This is a genomic window from Vibrio sp. 1402 (assembly GCF_033340275.1).
In genome coordinates this window covers 80,234-98,699 of sequence record NZ_JAWOWE010000008.1, presented here as the reverse complement: position 1 = coordinate 98,699, position 18,466 = coordinate 80,234, and the positions used below count along the sequence as shown (strand labels likewise).

The window sequence follows — 18,466 nt, the reverse complement described above, 5'->3', positions numbered from 1 at the left end:
CAACGAATCAATATAAATGATAACTATTTGCGTTTGTTGTTTTTTTGACTTATTAATTGAGTGTTTTTTTGCGATATACACGCAACATAAAATCAGCCTCACATTGGAAAAGTGTAGCGGATTTCAACTCTTCACGAAGAGCATCGGTTGCTTTCCATGCGAATGGCGTCATTTGCAATAAATCGATTGCGGCTCCGTTTTTCAAGTCCATAACATAGTTAAGATGCTGCTGGTGCTCTAATTCAAACCCTTCAATATGTTCTGGTTCTTCATTGTGAAGACGAACTTCTTGATAAATGCGCTCACGCAGTTGGTATAAGTGGCGGCTAGCAGGAGTAACCGTGACAACAACGCCGTCGTTTTTTACAACGCGCTGCAGCTCCTCAGCTTTACACGGGGCATAAATGCGCAAAATGGCATCTAAGGATTCATTTGCGAAGGGAAGTCGGTGACTAGAAGCCACACTAAAGTTGCAGTGCGTGTAACGCTTCGCCGCGTAACGAATGGCAACTTTGGAAATGTCTAAGCCATAAATCGTGGCATGGTTCGCTTGTGTTTCTATCGTCTTTTGTACTTGATCTGTGTAGTAACCTTCACCACAACCAATATCTAATAATTGATGGGTGCTCCCCTCAGTGTATGTTGCACACAGCTGCGCCACTTCTTGGCGCATTGGGTTGTAGTAATCTCCTTCGAGGAATCGACGACGAGCTTGCATCATCTCTTTGTTGTCACCAGGATCTTTAGAACGTTTGTGGTGCGCTGGCATCAAGTTAACGTAGCCTTCTTTTGCTAAGTCAAACTGATGATTGTTTTCGCACTTAAACGTTTTTTCATTTAACGCTAGAGCTTGGTGGCATAGAGGGCATTGATAGTTCATGACGATCTCGAACAGAAAGTAGGGCGGCAAATTCTATCAAAAAGCGTGGTATCAAGTGAAACAAAAAGAGCCGACTGGGTCGGCTCTTATTAAGTATTAGTGGAAGAAGTCGACTTGCTCTTTCAAGTTTCGTGCTTGTTGTTGAAGTTCAATGGCACTTTGCGAGGTTTTTGCGCTCGTGTTGCGGCTTTCTCGGTTAAGTTCACTGATAGAATGGGCATTTGCTGCAATTTCTTGTGAAACTTGAGCTTGTTCTTCTGAAGTCGCTGCAATGGCGTCGGCTTGAGAGGCTATCGACTGCACTTGTACTGCGATGGCTTCTAATGCTGTGCCCGCGTCTTGTGCTTTGTCCAAGACCTGGTTTGCACTGCGTTGGCTGTCTGTCATCATATTAACTGCATTATGAGTCGACCCTTTTAGTTTCTCGATAATTTCCACGACATCTTGAACTGAGCTTTGGGTTCGGTGCGCAAGTGTGCGCACTTCATCTGCTACAACTGCGAAGCCACGGCCTTGCTCACCTGCTCGTGCTGCTTCAATGGCGGCATTCAAGGCAAGTAAATTGGTTTGCTCAGCAATTTCATCAATCATTTTAGTGACGGTTTGAATACTCTCGCTATCGCGATTTACTTGCTCGATAGCCGTTGCTGATTGATCCAATTGATCGTTAAGTTGAGTAACGTCGATACATACGCCTTCAACAATCGCGAGACCAGACTGGCTATCGGTATTTGCTGAGCGTACGTTTTCCGCAATGCTTTCGACTTGTTGTGCGACAGATTGAGCGGAAGAGGCCATTTCTTCAATCGCTGTCACAACTTGCTCGACTTCTTGTTGTTGTCGGTCGGCTTGGGTCAAATTGCTATGTGCATCGTTGGCAACGCTGGTAGAGTTGCTCTCCACTAAGTCGCTTGTTGAACGGATCTTACCAACAAGTTCATTGAGCTGACTTGCCATACTGGCGACACCCGAGCTCAGGTTCGTAATTTCATTCTTTGATGCTTTACGAGACGCTGGGATGCTCAAGCTGACTTCGCCGCCGGCTAAGCGAGTCATGTATGAGTTTAGAGTCGTGAGAGGTTGTAAGCTGCGATTCAAGAAAAGTGTCAGTACAACAAAAGTAATGATTGCCGCTACCGAAGAAATGATGGCAATGAGTGTGAGAAGCGTGTCGCTACCTTTTGTCACTTCTTTGATAAACGTACCACCTAGCAGTTTCCAGTTCCAACCTGGAACCTCTGTGTAGACAAGATACTTTTCGCCTACGTTACCTTGGTACTCGAAAGGGTAGCGAATTAATCCACTAGATTGTTCGAAAATCTGACCAAAAGGCTTGTGACCATTGTAGTCGGCGACTTCTAGTATTGACGAATCTGAGCCGCTTTTTGCTGGATGAAGTAGGTATTTACCAAGATTGTTTTCGTCGTTATCAACGATAATGGTGTAACCAGTGTCGCCCCATTTTATCTCTTCGAGTGCATCGAATAAGGTTTGTGTCGCTTGGTCTACTGGTAAGCCAATAAACGATAGGCCTGCTACCTTTCCTGTCGCATCTTTGATTGGGGCATAGTAGGTAATGTAGCGCTCGCCATACAATTTAATTTGAGCGTAATACGGTTGTCCTGCTTTAAGTTGCTGATAACCAGGATGGTTGATGCCTAGCGTGGTTCCGACCGCTCGCTGACCTTGTGGATCTTTTAGGGAGGTGGACACCCGAATAAAGTCGTCACCCAATGGTGCGAATAGCGTTGCTATAGCGCCGGTATCACGTGTGAAACTGTCGACCAACTTGGTGTCATTAATTAAGCTTTCACTGTATTGAGTGATGTTTGGTACTTCATGTCCCATGAAGTCAACCGTGTAATTTTCGACATAGACACCGGCAAGGTAGCCATTGCGAAAAGTAGATTCGAGGACTTTAGCGGTGTGCAGGTAAGCATCGAATTGGCCAGCAATGGTTTTTGCCATTGATTCTACTTTAGATTGGTGTTCTTTCAGTGTGCTTTCCAATAGAACATCGGAAGCGTTGCGGTAAACAAGCGCTGCAATACTGCTGAAAGCAATGAATAGACACAAAGTGATCACCAGTTTCAACTGGAATCCGACACTTTGATTTCGGTATCTCTCTAACATAGACTAATTCCTGATATTTTTATTATTTATGAGTTTTGTATCGGTATGCTATCGGTTTATATGATCAATTTTTTTGATATTTATTAATGAAACCGTCAAAAGTGACCAGTAACCAATAAGTTAGTAAAGATAGGACCATCTAAGCAGAGCTTTTATTACAAAAAAAAGCCGGGTATCCCGGCCTTTATATGGTGATTCTTACTGCGCTGAAATGACAGTGACAAGTTCATGTGTCTCACCTGGTTGGAGCGTTTGACCTTGCTCAATACTTGGTGCATGAACAGCAGACTCCACACACAACATGGTTTGATAACCATCGTCAGCCATGTCACCCATGCTTTGCGCACCTTCTGCCCAAGGGTTCCATAATACTGCTGAGTTGTGGCCTTGGTTGTGTACGCTTAGCGTACGATCCAATACCGGGTCTTTTACCAAAATTTTCGCTTCTGGTTGCGTGTAAACGCGATCAATGGTGTCAGTTAGTTGTAGAACATTACCACCTTGGCATACCGCATCAGCTTTCAAGCTATCAATGTACTCGGCACCCATGCCTGTCGTTTGTGCTTGCTTAATGTCTCCAACGTTTAGGTAAGTATGTAATGCGCCAGAGAAGGTCCAAGCCTCGTCATCAATGTTCATGACTTTGAGCGTCACTTTTAGCTCATCGCCCACTTCAATCACCAAACGAGCGTCAAACATATGGGGCCAAATATCGTGGATTTCTTCTGTCGGGAACAGAGCAAGTTCAACAATCACACCGTTATGGTTCTCACGATGTTCAACCAACTCCCATTCTGCGGTGCGGGCAAAGCCGTGAGCTGGAGCAGCAATACGCCCAAACCAAGGCCAACAAACCGGAATACCACCGCGAAGAGCAGCTTTACCATCGAAGACAGCTTTTTCGCTCATCCAGATCAGATCTTCTTGACCTTTAGGCGTGAACGACACGACATGACCACCGTGTAGCGAGATGCCTGCCGTTGCTTTGTCATGAATCACGCGGACGATTTTTATCTGATCAACTTCAACGATAGTGACGTTATCAGATAGCACCGTTAGGGCTGGGAGAGTTTTTAAATCCATGTGTAGTTTCCTATCGCTGGGGAGAGCTTTTAGACGCGCTTCGCACATTAAATGCAACATCGAGCCTGTATTCTCTCAAATTCCAGATACAAAAAAGGCGACTCTAGAGCCGCCTTTTCTTTAACGAAGTTATTCGCTAATTGCTAACTTTCTAATTACTTAGAGATGTGAGCGATTAGGTCTAGAACTTTGTTTGAGTAACCGATTTCGTTGTCGTACCAAGATACAACCTTAACGAATTTGTCAGTTAGCGCGATACCAGCTTTAGCATCGAATACTGAAGTGCAAACTTCGCCGATGAAGTCTTGAGATACAACTGCATCTTCAGTGTAGCCTAGAACGCCTTTTAGTTCGCCTTCAGAAGCTTCTTTCATCGCTTTACAGATGTCTTCGTAAGAAGCACCGTTAACTAGGTTAACAGTTAGGTCAACTACAGAAACGTTAGCAGTTGGTACGCGGAAAGCCATACCAGTTAGTTTGCCGTTTACTTCTGGAAGTACAACGCCTACAGCTTTAGCAGCACCAGTTGAAGATGGGATGATGTTTTGAGAAGCACCACGACCACCGCGCCAGTCTTTAGCAGAAGGACCATCTACAGTTTTTTGAGTTGCTGTAGTTGCGTGAACTGTAGTCATAAGACCAGATTCGATACCGAACTTGTCGTTAAGAACTTTAGCGATAGGCGCTAGACAGTTAGTAGTACAAGAAGCGTTAGAAACGATGTCTTGACCAGCGTAAGTGTCGAAGTTTACGCCGTTAACGAACATTGGAGTAGCGTCTTTAGAAGGACCAGTTAGTACAACTTTTTTCGCGCCAGCAGTGATGTGCTTACGTGCAGTCTCGTCAGTTAGGAAAAGACCAGTTGCTTCAGCTACAACGTCAACACCGATTTCGTCCCATTTTAGGTCTTCAGGGTTGCGCTCTGCAGTAACACGTACAGTTTTACCGTTAACGATTAGGTTACCGCCTTCAACTTCAACAGTACCGTTGAAACGGCCGTGAGTTGAGTCATACTTAAGCATGTATGCCATGTAATCTACATCGATAAGGTCGTTAATACCTACTACTTCGATGTCGTTGCGCTCTTGCGCTGCACGGAATACGAAACGACCGATACGGCCAAAACCGTTAATACCTACTTTGATAGTCATTATAGTTGCTCCACAACTTAATTTCTGATTAAAGATAACTGGTAGTAAAATTACAGAATCCAGTAAACATCTGCAAGTGATAATCGGACTTAACTTGTTTAAAGTCAAAAAAAAGCGACGCTTTTTTTAACAATTCTTTGCAAATGTACGTTTTTTAAACTTTTAACTGATTCTTCTGTAGCCCAGTTGGCGTAATATAACTGGTGAGATAAGTGCTCTTATCAAATTAATTACGCATGGTGTCCTGGTGAGAAAGTATGTGCTACAACTGTTAAGAGAAGCAAGTTTTTTGCTAAAAAATTCAATACCAAGAACAGTAAATAAGGAGCCGAAAGTCGTGGAACAAAGCGGGAAAAAAGTGACGAAGTCAGATGAACAGTGGCGTGAGCAACTGTCTGATGAAGAGTTCCGTGTTTGCCGAGAGCAAGGTACAGAGCCTCCTTTCAGCGGTAAGCTACTGCATAATAAGGAAACTGGTGTTTATGCTTGTACTTGTTGTAATGCCCCTCTCTTTGTCTCTGATAACAAGTATGACTCTGGCTGCGGATGGCCAAGTTTTGATGCGCCTATCAACGATCAAGCGGTGCGCTATTTAGAAGATCTAAGTCACGGAATGGTACGTACAGAGATTCGTTGTGCAACGTGTGATAGCCATCTAGGGCACGTTTTTGAAGATGGCCCACAGACCACAGGAGAGCGTTTTTGTGTTAATTCTGTGTCGTTAATTTTCAACAAATCAGAATAATAACGACAAAATTGTGCTCGAGATGTTTTATCCTTTCAGGATGATTCATGCTCAACGGTGATCTGAGTGTCGCTCGACTTAAATAAAAACTCCCGCTCATTGCGGGAGTTTTTCGTTTATATCTCACTGGGTATCATTGCTGGGGAATAGATACCTTTCTCTATGGCTTTCGCCACCGATTCGGCTAATTCATCCAACTGCTTATATCGCTCTGGATGACTGAAATTGAACATACGTTGGAGCTGCTTTTCATCAGCAAGCGGTACGTCGAATCTCTTCGCGACCATTGCCCATAGATACGCTTGCTCTTTGTCTCCAAGCCCCTGATGAATACTTGCCATTGACTTGAGAATGACCGGATTGATGTTGTCTTCATCAGATAAAGACAACGCGTTATTAAGAAGCTCCAGGGTTTTCTTGGTATCTCGGTTGGTATAAAAAGTGGCTAATGCATATTGCATCTCAGCATTATTTAATTGGGGAGACCCTTCCATTTGTAAAAATGCGCGCCGAGCTTGAGTATCTCCCATTTGAGACCATAAGAAATACAAAGTAGCCGGGTCTTCTGAGCCTTTTAACTCGTTTACAATGCGCTCTAGCTCATCAATACTGTGTACCAATGCATTAAAGCGTTGTCTTTTGAGAGCACTTTGATCAATAGGGGTGATCTGGGAGGCGAGTTCTAAGCATTTCCTATATCCAGCGACCAGACCGTATTCGATGATTTGGTTGGCCTCTGATGGGTTTTTCAATTGCTCAAACCGATGCCAAACCAAATTTGTTCTTGGAATTCGACATTGGCCGTCATCCATATTGAGCTGCTCGCAACGCAGCTCTGGTGTTTTTTGGCACAACTCTTCGGTTGTCACGTTACCTTCAAAACAGCCCGATAGCGCAAAACATGCGAGGCTGAGAAGTAACCAGTTTGTTCTTTTCATGGCTTTGCTTGTGATCCGTTACACCAATTCATTTTCGTATTCTTGACTCAGTTTCTTAACCCGTTATGTTCTGTAAATAGAATGTAATAAGAAGGTACACTATGGACGCAGAACAACTATTACAAGCGATGACTCCAGAAGTTTATGATCGCTTAGTCTATGCAGTAGAAACGGGAAGATGGCCTGAGGGTACAACACTTTCTAAAGAGCAGCGAGATTCGTGTATGCAAGCTGTGATGTTGTATCAATCAAAACATAATACTGATGCGCAGCATATGACGGTTGCAGCCGGTGGTGAAATCAGTTTTAAATCAAAACAAGAGCTTAAAAAACAATTCAGCGGAGAAGAGAGCGATATTGTTCGTGTCAATCCGAACATTGATTAATCCTTACGCCTTATTTCTCAAAATTTTATTATTTTGATTTTGAAAGAAAAAAGCCCAAATTGTATTGGGCTTTTTAGATCGCAGAAAGCTTGAACTTACAGGCTCATTTCACCACGCAGTACTTGTTGCATTCTCGCTTTTACTTCTTCGTAAGAAAGGTTTTGGCTTAGAAGGTAGTGTAGTTTTGCCAGCGCCGCTTCGGGCGTCATGTCAAAGCCACTGATAACACCAGAGTCTGCGAGCGCACAACCTGTGGCATATCCGCCCATATTCACTTTACCTGCCAAACACTGAGTTAGGTTTACGACAATAACGCCGCGCTCAGAGGCTTCTTTCAGGTGACCAAGCAGCTCAGGGTTTTGAGGAGCATTGCCGACACCAAAAGTCAGAAGAATCATCGCATTCACGGGCTGACGAAGCGTGTTGCGGATAACTTCGTGTGAAATACCAGGGTACATGGTGATCACACCGATTGGTTGTGGCGTGATGTTGTGAACCTTAAACTCACCTTCTGGTTGTGCACCAACGGTTACGCTGTTGCTAACTTGAATATTGATCCCAGCTTCCAATAGTGGAGGAAGGTTTGGTGAAGTAAAGGCATTAAAACCGTCAGCATGAGATTTTGTGCTGCGGTTACCACGCATCAATTGATTATTGAAGAACAAAGTTACTTCGTTGATCGGGTAGTTTGCCGCAATATGTAGCGCGTTTAATAGGTTTGCTTGGCCGTCAGAACGCAGCTCTGCGAGAGGGATTTGTGAACCCGTTACAATCACTGGCTTACCAAGGTTTTCAAGCATGAAAGACAATGCGGACGCTGTGTACGCCATGGTGTCAGTACCATGTAGGATAACGAAACCATCGTATTTGTCATAGTTGTCACGAATATCATTCGCAATCTGCTGCCAGTCAGCAGGTGTCATATCTGATGAGTCAATCAGAGGGTCGTATTCGTGGATGGTGTAATCCGGCATTTCAGGACGATGGAATTCGGGCATGCTTGCTAATTGCTTTTCCATAAAGCCAGCAACAGGCACATAGCCGTGGTCGGATTTTTGCATTCCGATGGTACCACCGGTGTAAGCGATGTAGATGTGTTTTCTAGTCATCGTTTTTTCTTTCGTGTAGGGGAACAGAGGCGGGGATTATATACCTAAATAACCTTGAGATGCGAGGCTATACGCACAGCATCAGAAAGTCATCTGAGGAGATGCAAAGCCTAATAAAAAGGGCACTTCAAGTAGAAGTGCCCTTTGTAATATTGATGGAAAAACTACTGCACTTGGCAGTTCAAACAAAATGCGTATTGACCTTTAGGATCGTTGAAGCTTTGGAGCAAGCTTGCGTCTTGTTCGAATTGTTGAGCTACGGGTTGAAGACTTTTTGGTAGCAAGCTTGTAGCATCAATACCTAGAGAGACTTTCACCTGTTTCATAAACTCTTGTAGAAATAGTTCAGTAGGTGAAAGAGGCTCTTCTACCCAGTAAATGCCATAATCGGTCACGTTCGCTAGTTTCGCCGCTAGCTCTACAGCATCATCAAAGTCACCCATTTGATCGACAAGACCAAAGGATAGTGCATCTTGGCCAGTCCAAACTCGACCTTGAGCAACTTTGTCAACTTCCTCTAGAGACATATCGCGATTCTCGCCAACTAGAGAAATAAAGCGCTTGTAACCGTGTTCGATACCTAATTGGAACACTTGAGACGCGCCCTCAGAAAGGCCAGTGGTAATACCGTCACCTGAGAACGGCGATGTGCCAACGCCATCAGTGTTAATACCTAACTTGCTAAAGCCTTTTTCAAACGTGGTGATGACACTAAATATACCAATGGAGCCCGTCAGGGTTGTTGGCTGAGCAACGATTTTGTCTGCGCTCATTGAAATCCAATAACCACCAGAAGCAGCCAAACTCGACATGGATACAACAACCGGCTTACCTGCTTGCTTCAGAGCTTCTACTTCGTTACGAATCACTTCAGAAGCAAAGGCACTGCCTCCTGGACTATCTACTCGTAATACGACCGCTTTCACTTTTTCATCATTGCGTGCTTGACGCAGCAAGCTTGCGACTGTGTCACCACCAACAGTTCCGCGAGGTTGTTGACCGTCCATAATCGCGCCACTTGCTAGAACAACGGCGATGTCGTGCTGAGGTAGTGTGTAATCGGGACGAATCGTTGCAAGGTAGTCGTAGTAACCAATCGCGTTGTAGCTGTCTTTGCCGTCGCTACCAAACTGTTTTGCGAATAGAGTGCGAATGTCTTGGCGTGTCGCAAGTTCATCCACTAGCCCCAATTTGACTGCGAGCTGAGCAATATCGCCATTTACAGACTTCATCTCGTTAATCAGTTCATCCATGGTTGGATTAAGCACTTTCGCATCAATGTTTCGGTTTGTTGTTACGTCATCAACAAAAGCACTCCACAATTGAGTAACCCAGCGTGTTGCTGACTCTTTCGCCGCATCGGACATGTCATCACGAATAAACGGTTCGATAGCGGATTTATAAGTACCTACGCGAAAAACATGAGTAGAAACGTCAAGCTTTTCAAGTAACGTTTTGTAGTACATTGAGTAAGCGCTGTAACCTTTAATCAATACACCACCATCAGGTGCCAGATAAACTTTGTCAGCGTAACTTGCCAAGTAATATTGGCTTTGGTTGTAGAAATCACCTACGGCGTAAACGGGTTTGCCTGACGCTTTAAATTCGTTCAACGCTTTCGCGATGTAACGTAGTTTCGTGAGATTTGTTTCTGGCATGTCTCGCAGTGCTAGCACTAATCCAGACACTTTAGGATCGTCTTTCGCGTAGCGAATAGTATCAACGATATCGAAAAGGACGTTTTCTTTCGGTAGCTCATTACCCAAAAGGGAACCAGCAAAAGAGTCCATTGGGTTTACATAACGTCTTTGTTCGACAATTGGGCCTGAAAGGTTCATCACCAATGCCGATTCTTTTTCGACGACAGGTTGACCGTCTCCGGTATAAGTAAAGGCAAAGTAGAAAACGGCAATCATCAGCAAGAAAATTAGGTTTGCCAGTGCGAGTCTGATGAAAGTGATACTTTTCCATATCCCTTTAAATATCAAACCAATAAATTTGAAGAGTTTTTTCATCTTGTCTCCATAACGAGATAGTTACGCCGAGTCTAACAAAGTATGGGTTCTTATCTCTAAGATCTCAAAAGATAACATTTTTTTAGCTTATCACGACCACTCAACAATTGGCATATTTTCACACGAGATTGATCGGTGTTACAAAAATGTAAACGCTTGTTTGATTTTTTGGTTGAGCAGGCTTAATCTGGTCAGACCATGATAATAACAATGGATGTTAAGTGATGTCTGCCATGTACCCAAACCTATTAAAGCCACTGGACCTCGGTTTCACACAATTACGAAACCGAGTTCTGATGGGATCAATGCACACGGGCTTAGAAGAGCACAAAGAAGGATTACAGAAGCTCGCTGCTTTTTATGAAGAACGCGCGAAAGGCGGTGTCGGACTGATTGTAACCGGAGGTTTTTCTCCTAACTTACGCGGTCGTTTACACCCGTTGAGTGCTGAATTCAGCAAGCCAAAACATGCTAAAGCCCATAAAGTTGTGACAGAAGCGGTGCACAAGCACGGTGGTAAAATTGCGTTGCAAATTCTCCATGCTGGGCGTTATGCAATGCATCCATTCTCGCAAAGTGCATCTGGCATTAAAGCGCCGATTGCAAAGTTTGCTCCGAGTGAAATGAGCGACCGCCAGATAAAGAAAACCATCGACGCGTTTGCTAATAGTGCGGAGTTAGCACAGCTTGCTGGTTATGATGGCGTCGAGTTAATGGGCTCGGAAGGTTACTTGATAAACCAATTCTTATGTAAACGTACTAATATGCGTTACGACGAATGGGGTGGCAGCTATAAAAAACGTATGCGTTTTCCGCTAGAAATTGTTAAAGCGGTACGCAAGGCGGTGGGTGACAAGTTCATCATCATCTTCCGTCTTTCTATGCTGGATCTTGTCGAGCAGGGCAGCACTTTTGAAGACGTTATCGAATTGGCGAAAGCACTTGAAGAGGCTGGCGTCACGATTATTAATACGGGTATCGGTTGGCATGAGGCTCGAATTCCGACCATTGCGACTCAAGTACCACGTGGTGCGTTTACATGGGTTACGGAAAAAGTTAAACCTCACGTTTCGGTTCCTATTATCACTTGCAACCGTATAAATACGCCAGATGAAGCAGAACGCATTTTATCTTCAGGTCATGCCGACATGGTTTCGATGGCGCGCCCATTCTTGGCCGATCCTTACTTTGTTGCTAAAGCCGAACAGGAAAAAGCGCAGCTTATTAATACGTGTATTGGTTGTAATCAGGCGTGTCTAGATAACGTGTTTAAAGGTAAGCGCGCCAGTTGCTTAGTGAACCCTCTAGCGTGCTATGAAACCGAAATTGTTGTTGAACCAGCCTTTAAAAAGAAAAACATTGCAGTTGTTGGTGCTGGACCTGCGGGCTTGGCTTGTGCGACCACACTGGCTGAACGTGGCCATAAGGTTGATTTGTTCGAAAAGAACGACCGCATCGGTGGTCAGTTCCGTCTTGCGATGCAGATCCCTGGTAAGGAAGAGTTTCGAGAGACGATACGATATTTCGCTAACCGTATTGATGAAACAGGCGTGAATCTGCACTTATCGACGGAAGCGAACTATGACTTACTCACAGAATACGATGAGATAGTGATGGCATCGGGTGTTGAGCCACGTAAAGTCAATATTGATGGAATTGATAACCCAGAGAAAGTCGTCGACTATCAAACTCTCATTCGAGACAAAACGCCAGTCGGTGAGAAAGTGGCTATCGTTGGTGCTGGTGGCATTGGCGTAGATGTCGCGACCATGCTCACAGAGCCAGTTGGACAAACGTTGGATGACTGGTTGCATGAATGGGGAATCGACAAGGAGATGTCTCAGCCGGGTGGTTTATACCCTTACCCTGATGCGGTCAGCGATAAAGAAGTCTGGGTACTTCAGCGTCGTAAAGGTCGTGTAGGTAAAGGTCCGGGTAAAACGACAGGTTGGATCCATAAACGTACCCTTGAAAAACGGGGCGTACATTTAGTCGGCGGCGTGTCTTACGATAAAATTGATGATCAAGGTTTGCACATTCATGTAGACGGAAGCGCGCAGGTACTTAATGCAGACAAAGTTATCATTTGTGCTGGGCAAGAGTCTGTACGTCCGTTTGAAGATAAATGGTCTGAACTTGGAGAGAAGATTCATATCATTGGCGGAGCTGACCATGCGGGTGAACTTGATGCTGTGCGTGCGATTCGTCAAGGTGTTAAATTGGCGGTAAAACTCTAGCCTTTTAATGTGTGTGACCCGTCCTGATATGGGTTGACACTTTTTAACTAAAACGCTCGATGTACTTCATCGGGCGTTTTGTATTTTAAAGCCGTATGAGGCCTCATTTGATTATAGATATCTACGGACTCTGCTACCATCGTCCTTGCTTCTTTCAGATCTTTCGGTTTCTTCAGCAAGAGCTCCATTTTGAGTATCCCATTTACACGCTCAGCTAAAGCATTCTGATAACAGTCATACCCGTCTGTCATTGAGCAAGTCACTCTATGTTTCTTATGGATATCTTGATATTCCTTCGAGCAGTATTGTGAGCCTCTATCTGAGTGGTGTATTAGCTTTTCTTCACTCCGCCGTTGCCTGAGCGCTGAGATAAATGCTCGCTTAATGGATTGCGTTTTCATGTTGTCATCGACATAGTAACCAACAATCTTCCTTGAATAAGCGTCCGTAACCAGACTGACATAGCTCTCTCCATTTTGAGTCGGCAAGTAAGTAATATCAGCAACCCACAGTTGTTCTGGCTTCGTTGGTGTCAGTCCATCTTTCACTTTGTTAGGATGACAGAAGAACCGATGACGACTGTCAGTCGTTCGTTGATAGGTTCGTCTTGTTCTCACTAACAGGTGATGCTTTCTGAGAAGCTCAAAGAGCTTATCTCGACCTATTTGAAGGCCCTTTATTGCAGCTAAGAACTTCAGTTTTCGCGCACCAATGCGTGGCTGCTTCATTCTGACTTCACGGACAAAGCCAATGACAGCATGCTCATGATGCTCACAACGAGTCTGAGTCTGGCACTGCTTGTAATAAGCTTGACGAGAGATTTGTACTAACTGACAAAACTTCGTGACGCTCAAACCTGCTATGGTTTTCTCTTGGACAACGCTTCTTTGTGCTTTTTTGTCACTTTAACGCCATAGTCACGTTCCATAACGTTCACTACAGCTTCAAAGAAGTCGGCTTTGAGCTGAGCATCTTCAAGTTGCTTCTCAAGCTCTTTAATACGTTGCTCTGGTGTGGGAGGTGAATTGAACTCGGTCATAGAGTCTCCTTTGGACATAAAGTTAGGTGTCCCTTTAGACCAATCTAGTCGACCATGCTTACGAAGCCAAACCAAAACCGTAGAGCAACCTTGGATGCCATACTTCTCTTGGGCTTGTTTGTAAGTGAGGCTTCCTTTTTCAACCTCATCAACTACAGTGAGTTTAAAAGCGAGGGAGTAATCGCGCTGAGTTCTTTTAGTTGTTGATTTCATAACACTCTCCAATTTTGGGGGTGGAAAGTGTCAACCTTATTTAGGACGGCACAGTGTTTACCATAAAAGCTGCGCTTTGAGCGCAGCTTTTTTGTATAGAACTAGTCACTGATATCTGGCAGTTGTTTGGCCATTACCACGCCAGCAAAAGTAATAAAAGAGAACACTAACACCACAGCTGAAAGGCTCAAGAAGTTCGACATAACACCAAGAGAGCTCATTAGAAGCAGCATTATCCCAACCACTGTGTTACTCACGGCTACATAGCTCGTCCGTTTGTCACCTTCTGCGATATCAACTAAATAGGTTTTTCGTCCGACTCGTATTCCGTCGTGGGCAATACAAACACAAAAGTAAAGCAGAGGAATCACGAATAGGAAGCTTTGGCTAGCGGTGACCCATGTATCGTAAACAAATAACACAACACCAAGTAGCGCGCTCATCATTGCGCCTATGACCATCACACTGCGGCTAGAGCGATCGGACATTCTTCCCCAGAAAGGACCTGACACAAAGGAGGCTAAGCCACTCGCAAACATAAAGAGAGCTAGCACCCAGAGCTGTCCACCCAGAGATTGCTGTGCCAGCACAACGTAGTACGGTGCACTCAGCGCAGAACATAAAAATAGTGTCCGCGTGATAACGAATCGACGAAAGGTCACGTCTGTCTTAAGTAACGCGAGTTGTTTAAATGCTTCGAGGACGCCATTTCGACCACCGTCTACCTCACCGGCATACTCATTAATTCGCGCATAGACGAATGCCGCGATGAGCCATATGACGCCCGCTAAGCCTAAACTCAGACCGTAAAAGCGCTCTGTCGGCTCTACGTCCCATAACCAGGCTAGTGCCAGAAGGCTAGCGAAAAGCAGCGTAACCAGGCCAGCAGCGCTTGAAGACCAGCCGTTGACTTGACCTCGTTGGTTTTTAGGGATGGTTTTGCCCAATACATCTTTTGATGCGACGGAATTTAAACCGCGTGAGAGGCTGAAGATCACAAGACATGCAATCACACCATAACCCGCAGCTGCTCCTGTTAGAGTTAATGCGACCAATCCGATTGCAAATATGGAAAGAGCCTGCAAGATGCTGCCAATTACCCAGACCCATTTTCTTACTGGAATGCGTCGGATGTAGTGCGCGATGCTAAGTTGTGGGATAAGGGATCCTGACTCACGAATAGGAACCAGCCAACCAATTAAGTAAACCGGAGCCCCGAGACTTTGTAGTATCCACGGCAACGTGACTTTAGGGTTGATTAACGCATCGCCGACCTTCGTTAAAAACTGAGCGAGAATGATTTTAAGAAAGTTGCCGGGAACTTGATGACAAGCTGATTCAGGAATCGCCTTACAGGCACGGGCATCTTCGTCATTAACGATCTTTTCGTAAATGCTGTTTTGTTTGTCCTTGTTCATCAACCTGCCTATGTTCAACTTATTCATTTCGCGAATAAATTAACATTAAACCCAGATTGATGTTAAGTGAAGCTCGTTATCAAGCCCACAGAAAACCGGTTGTTATTCGCAGGAGCAGATTGTGCTAAAGTGGCGTAAACAAAATAACAACGATATTCAATAAGGATTCTTTCATGGACGCTCTCGATCTTTTGCTCAATCGCCGATCTATCGCGAAGTTATCCGCGCCTGCTCCAGAAGGTAAAGCACTTGAGAACATCATTCGTGCTGGCCTTCGTGCGCCTGACCATGCGGGATTAACCCCTTGGCGTTTCGTTATCGCACAGGGCGATGGTTTGAAAAAACTGTCAGATATATTGGTAAAAGCGGCAGAAGCTGAAAATAGTGATGAAGCGGTGGTCGAAAAGGTAAAGAATGCCCCATTTCGCGCACCAATGGTGATCACGGTGATTGCTAAAGTAACAGAACATGAGAAAGTACCAGCACTAGAGCAACACTTATCTGCGGGATGCGCTGTACAAGCGATGCAAATGGCAGCCGTAGCGCAAGGCTTTCAAGGGTTTTGGCGCTCAGGTAAGTGGATGTTCCATCCAGAAGTTCATCAAGCATTTGGTTTAGAGGGTGACGATGAGATTGTTGGTTTCTTGTACTTAGGCACGCCTGGTTGTACACCGATGAAAGTTCCTGAGCGTGACCTTTCTCAGTTTGTTGAATTCCTATAACTGAAAACTTAAATAAATTGACTGTTTATTTATACAGTTTTTCTTGATTTATTAGGGCTACATTCGATAATGTGGCCCTAATTATATTTATTTCCAAAACGTTATGTCTCGTCTGTTTATTGCTGAAAAACCAAGTTTAGGCCGTGCGATTGCCGCTGCACTGCCAAACCCTCAAAAGAAAGATCAAGGATTCATCCGCTGTGGGAACGGGGATATCGTTACTTGGTGTATCGGCCACTTACTCGAACAAGTCGAACCCGACGCTTACGATGAGCGTTATAAAAAGTGGAATATGGCAGATTTACCAATTGTTCCGCAGCAATGGCAGCTCAGACCGAGGAAAAGTGCAAGTAAGCAATTAACCGTGATTCGTAAATTGCTCAAAGAAGCTAATGAAGTCATTCATGCAGGAGACCCAGATCGAGAGGGTCAGCTGTTAGTTGATGAAGTTCTCGACTATTGCAAGTTATCTAAAACCAAGAAGGAATCCACACAGCGTTTGCTGATTTCCGACTTGAACTTACCTGCGGTTAAACGTGCTCTCAGTTCTATGCGCAGTAATCGCGAGTTTATCCCACTTTCAGTTTCAGCATTGGCCCGCTCTCGGGCTGATTGGCTGTATGGTATGAACATGTCTCGTGCTTATACCTTGCTTGGTCAAAAAGCAGGGTATCAAGGTGTTCTCTCGGTAGGGCGAGTGCAAACGCCAGTTCTTGGCTTAGTGGTGCGTCGTGATGAAGAAATCGAAAACTTTGTCCCGAAGGACTATTTTACCCTACATGCTCTGATCCCATATCAAGATGCCAATGGTACTTTTGATATTCGTGCTCGTTGGAAGCCAAGTGAGGCATGCAAGCCTTGGCAGGACGAAGAAGGTCGAGTGTTAAACCGTAAGTTGGTGGAAAATGTTGCAAACCGTATCGCAAGTCAACCTGCAAAAGTGACGGAGTCGGAACAAAAGCAAACCAAGCAATCAGCACCATTACCTTATTCGTTATCTGCTTTACAGATCGATGCCGCGAAGCGCTATGGTATGAGTGCGCAACAAGTACTAGATACTTGTCAGGCATTGTATGAAAAGCACAAGCTGATCACTTACCCGCGTTCAGATTGTCGCTATTTACCGATGGAACACTACTCACAAGCAGGGACGGTGACAACTGCTATTGCGAATAACGCAAAAGAGTTGCAAGTTGCCGTTCAGGGAGCAGACTTAACATTAAAGTCCAAAGCCTGGAACGATAAAAAAGTGGATGCGCACCATGCGATTATCCCTACACCGAAGCAAGCTAATGTGAATGCGCTTTCCGGCAATGAGATGAAAGTGTATCAATTGATTGCGCGCCAGTACCTCATGCAGTTCTATCCGGCGGCGGTTTACGCAGAAGCGAAATTGGTTTTCGATATCGCTGGTGGTACGTTTGTCGCGAAAGGTCGTCAGTTAGTTTCGCCGGGTTGGAAAGCGCTAATGGGCAAAACTGACAAGGAAGATGAAGGTATTGATGCCGTGCCACCGCTACCCGAAGGCACCGTGTTAACTTGTCGTGAAGGGGAAATAAAAGACCGAAAAACCGAGCCACCAAAGCATTTTACCGAAGCATCGCTGTTGCAAGCGATGACCGGGATCGCCCGTTACGTTGCGGATAAAGAACTGAAAAAAATCCTTCGTGACACTGATGGGCTAGGCACGGAAGCGACTCGCGCTGGTATTTTGGACACGCTGTTCAAACGCCAACTGCTTACGCGTCAAGGTAAGTCAATTCTCAGTTCTCCTGCGGGAAGAGGTCTCATTCATGCCTTGCCAGAAGATTCAACATACCCTGATATGACGGCTCATTGGGAGCACCAGTTACAAGGTATGGCAGAGAGAAATCACGCATATCAGCCGTTCATGCAAGCACTGGAACAGCGCATTGATAGCTTGATGGCACAAGTAAAAGCAGGGCCTATCCCTGATTCATTACGTCATCTACCCAAGGTGGAACGTCCTGCGTTTAAACGTAAAAAGCGCAGTTATTCAAAGAATGGTGGCGCGACTAAATCTCGTTCAACCAAAGGTAAGTAGGCATAGGACAAGCGCGGCGTAATTAAACACCGCGCATGCTTGAAAATAGATTACTCGAACAGGTCACCGTGGTTTTGGATCGCGCCTCTTACTTCACCTTGAGTTAACACGCGTTTGTCCAGTACCTCTTTCACCTGGTTGCCCAAGTCAACTAATGTATCTCGATTCGCTTGAGTTTGGCGTTTACCAGCACTTCTCAAGCAGTAATTTAGTTCGTGCTCTTCGCTAAAATTAACCAAATCCCTATCTGCTGCCATCGAGCTTTCTCCTTATTTGTTCTACTTTTTCCTAAGTCTGGATTGGATGTAGATAAATTCAAGTTAGATTGCGCG

15 protein-coding genes are annotated in these 18,466 nt (G+C 44.8%); 5 read left to right on the top strand and 10 right to left on the bottom strand.

The window, feature by feature from the left end; genetic code table 11:
• Nucleotides 1-52 precede the first annotated feature (52 nt).
• The 4 genes from rlmA to gap form a co-directional block, all read right to left on the bottom strand.
• The gene (rlmA, locus tag R7044_RS16050; RefSeq protein WP_005380691.1) at nucleotides 53-880 is read right to left on the bottom strand and encodes a 23S rRNA (guanine(745)-N(1))-methyltransferase; all 828 of its coding nucleotides are present in this window, start codon (nucleotides 878-880) and stop codon (nucleotides 53-55) included.
• Between the two features lie 96 nt (nucleotides 881-976).
• Nucleotides 977-3,013 (bottom strand): methyl-accepting chemotaxis protein, encoded by a 2,037-nt coding sequence (locus R7044_RS16045; RefSeq protein ID WP_171342832.1) that lies wholly within the window; start codon nucleotides 3,011-3,013, stop codon nucleotides 977-979.
• Nucleotides 3,014-3,211: 198 nt separating this feature from the next.
• A complete protein-coding gene (locus tag R7044_RS16040; RefSeq protein WP_017820788.1) occupies nucleotides 3,212-4,096 on the bottom strand; it encodes a D-hexose-6-phosphate mutarotase in 885 nt (294 codons plus the stop codon).
• A gap of 155 nt (nucleotides 4,097-4,251) precedes the next feature.
• The gene (gene gap / locus R7044_RS16035; protein WP_005380697.1) at nucleotides 4,252-5,247 is read right to left on the bottom strand and encodes a type I glyceraldehyde-3-phosphate dehydrogenase; all 996 of its coding nucleotides are present in this window, start codon (nucleotides 5,245-5,247) and stop codon (nucleotides 4,252-4,254) included.
• A gap of 337 nt (nucleotides 5,248-5,584) precedes the next feature.
• Between gap and msrB the strand changes: the two genes are divergently transcribed.
• Complete coding sequence (msrB, locus tag R7044_RS16030) at nucleotides 5,585-5,992, top strand: peptide-methionine (R)-S-oxide reductase MsrB (RefSeq protein WP_005380698.1); 408 nt, start codon at nucleotides 5,585-5,587, stop codon at nucleotides 5,990-5,992.
• A 116-nt stretch (nucleotides 5,993-6,108) separates the two neighbouring features.
• On the opposite strand, the gene R7044_RS16025 is transcribed toward msrB, so the two are convergent.
• A complete protein-coding gene (locus R7044_RS16025) occupies nucleotides 6,109-6,930 on the bottom strand; it encodes a DUF2989 domain-containing protein (RefSeq protein WP_225455679.1) in 822 nt (273 codons plus the stop codon).
• Between the two features lie 101 nt (nucleotides 6,931-7,031).
• Here R7044_RS16025 and R7044_RS16020 point away from each other — a divergent pair, with 101 nt between their 5' ends.
• Nucleotides 7,032-7,316: a YeaC family protein gene (locus R7044_RS16020; protein WP_005380700.1), complete on the top strand. Its 285-nt coding sequence runs from the start codon at nucleotides 7,032-7,034 to the stop codon at nucleotides 7,314-7,316.
• A 95-nt stretch (nucleotides 7,317-7,411) separates the two neighbouring features.
• Here the strand turns inward: R7044_RS16020 and ansA are convergent, their stop codons facing one another.
• Together ansA and sppA are read right to left on the bottom strand one after the other, a co-directional pair.
• Nucleotides 7,412-8,425 carry an asparaginase gene (ansA, locus tag R7044_RS16015; protein WP_054577621.1) on the bottom strand — a complete coding sequence of 338 codons (1,014 nt, stop codon included), beginning with the start codon at nucleotides 8,423-8,425 and terminating at the stop codon, nucleotides 7,412-7,414.
• 164 nt (nucleotides 8,426-8,589) lie between these two features.
• Nucleotides 8,590-10,440 carry a signal peptide peptidase SppA gene (gene sppA / locus R7044_RS16010; protein ID WP_005380705.1) on the bottom strand — a complete coding sequence of 617 codons (1,851 nt, stop codon included), beginning with the start codon at nucleotides 10,438-10,440 and terminating at the stop codon, nucleotides 8,590-8,592.
• Between the two features lie 224 nt (nucleotides 10,441-10,664).
• Here sppA and R7044_RS16005 point away from each other — a divergent pair, with 224 nt between their 5' ends.
• A complete protein-coding gene (locus R7044_RS16005; RefSeq protein ID WP_005380708.1) occupies nucleotides 10,665-12,677 on the top strand; it encodes an NADPH-dependent 2,4-dienoyl-CoA reductase in 2,013 nt (670 codons plus the stop codon).
• Between the two features lie 47 nt (nucleotides 12,678-12,724).
• Here R7044_RS16005 and R7044_RS16000 read toward each other — a convergent pair.
• Together R7044_RS16000 and R7044_RS15995 are read right to left on the bottom strand one after the other, a co-directional pair.
• Nucleotides 12,725-13,929, bottom strand: a protein-coding gene (locus R7044_RS16000; protein ID WP_225455678.1) for an IS3 family transposase whose coding sequence is annotated in 2 segments (ribosomal slippage) — nucleotides 12,725-13,563 and nucleotides 13,563-13,929 — 1,206 coding nt in all. Because the reading frame shifts where the segments join, the coding sequence is not laid out codon by codon here.
• Nucleotides 13,930-14,030: 101 nt separating this feature from the next.
• The gene (locus R7044_RS15995; protein ID WP_025767195.1) at nucleotides 14,031-15,347 is read right to left on the bottom strand and encodes an MFS transporter; all 1,317 of its coding nucleotides are present in this window, start codon (nucleotides 15,345-15,347) and stop codon (nucleotides 14,031-14,033) included.
• A gap of 173 nt (nucleotides 15,348-15,520) precedes the next feature.
• Between R7044_RS15995 and R7044_RS15990 the strand changes: the two genes are divergently transcribed.
• A complete protein-coding gene (locus R7044_RS15990; protein ID WP_005380711.1) occupies nucleotides 15,521-16,069 on the top strand; it encodes an NAD(P)H nitroreductase in 549 nt (182 codons plus the stop codon).
• 103 nt (nucleotides 16,070-16,172) lie between these two features.
• Nucleotides 16,173-18,134, top strand: coding sequence for a DNA topoisomerase III (locus R7044_RS15985; RefSeq protein ID WP_047104534.1), 1,962 nt, complete (start codon nucleotides 16,173-16,175; stop codon nucleotides 18,132-18,134).
• Between the two features lie 50 nt (nucleotides 18,135-18,184).
• Here the strand turns inward: R7044_RS15985 and R7044_RS15980 are convergent, their stop codons facing one another.
• Entirely contained in the window at nucleotides 18,185-18,391 is a 207-nt protein-coding gene (locus tag R7044_RS15980) for a hypothetical protein (RefSeq protein ID WP_005380717.1), read from the bottom strand.
• Nucleotides 18,392-18,466 lie beyond the last annotated feature (75 nt).

Excerpts from the sequence above, each read along its gene's own strand:
- R7044_RS16020 (WP_005380700.1), top strand. The coding sequence starts at position 7,032 with ATGGACGCAGAACAACTATTACAAGCGATGACTCCAGAAGTTTATGAT.
- gap (WP_005380697.1), bottom strand. The coding sequence starts at position 5,247 with ATGACTATCAAAGTAGGTATTAACGGTTTTGGCCGTATCGGTCGTTTC.
- R7044_RS15980 (WP_005380717.1), bottom strand. The coding sequence starts at position 18,391 with ATGGCAGCAGATAGGGATTTGGTTAATTTTAGCGAAGAGCACGAACTA.
- R7044_RS16040 (WP_017820788.1), bottom strand. The coding sequence starts at position 4,096 with ATGGATTTAAAAACTCTCCCAGCCCTAACGGTGCTATCTGATAACGTC.
- rlmA (WP_005380691.1), bottom strand. The coding sequence starts at position 880 with ATGAACTATCAATGCCCTCTATGCCACCAAGCTCTAGCGTTAAATGAA.
- ansA (WP_054577621.1), bottom strand. The coding sequence starts at position 8,425 with ATGACTAGAAAACACATCTACATCGCTTACACCGGTGGTACCATCGGA.
- R7044_RS15990 (WP_005380711.1), top strand. The coding sequence starts at position 15,521 with ATGGACGCTCTCGATCTTTTGCTCAATCGCCGATCTATCGCGAAGTTA.
- R7044_RS16045 (WP_171342832.1), bottom strand. The coding sequence starts at position 3,013 with ATGTTAGAGAGATACCGAAATCAAAGTGTCGGATTCCAGTTGAAACTG.
- R7044_RS15995 (WP_025767195.1), bottom strand. The coding sequence starts at position 15,347 with ATGAACAAGGACAAACAAAACAGCATTTACGAAAAGATCGTTAATGAC.
- R7044_RS16005 (WP_005380708.1), top strand. The coding sequence starts at position 10,665 with ATGTCTGCCATGTACCCAAACCTATTAAAGCCACTGGACCTCGGTTTC.
- R7044_RS16025 (WP_225455679.1), bottom strand. The coding sequence starts at position 6,930 with ATGAAAAGAACAAACTGGTTACTTCTCAGCCTCGCATGTTTTGCGCTA.
- R7044_RS15985 (WP_047104534.1), top strand. The coding sequence starts at position 16,173 with ATGTCTCGTCTGTTTATTGCTGAAAAACCAAGTTTAGGCCGTGCGATT.
- sppA (WP_005380705.1), bottom strand. The coding sequence starts at position 10,440 with ATGAAAAAACTCTTCAAATTTATTGGTTTGATATTTAAAGGGATATGG.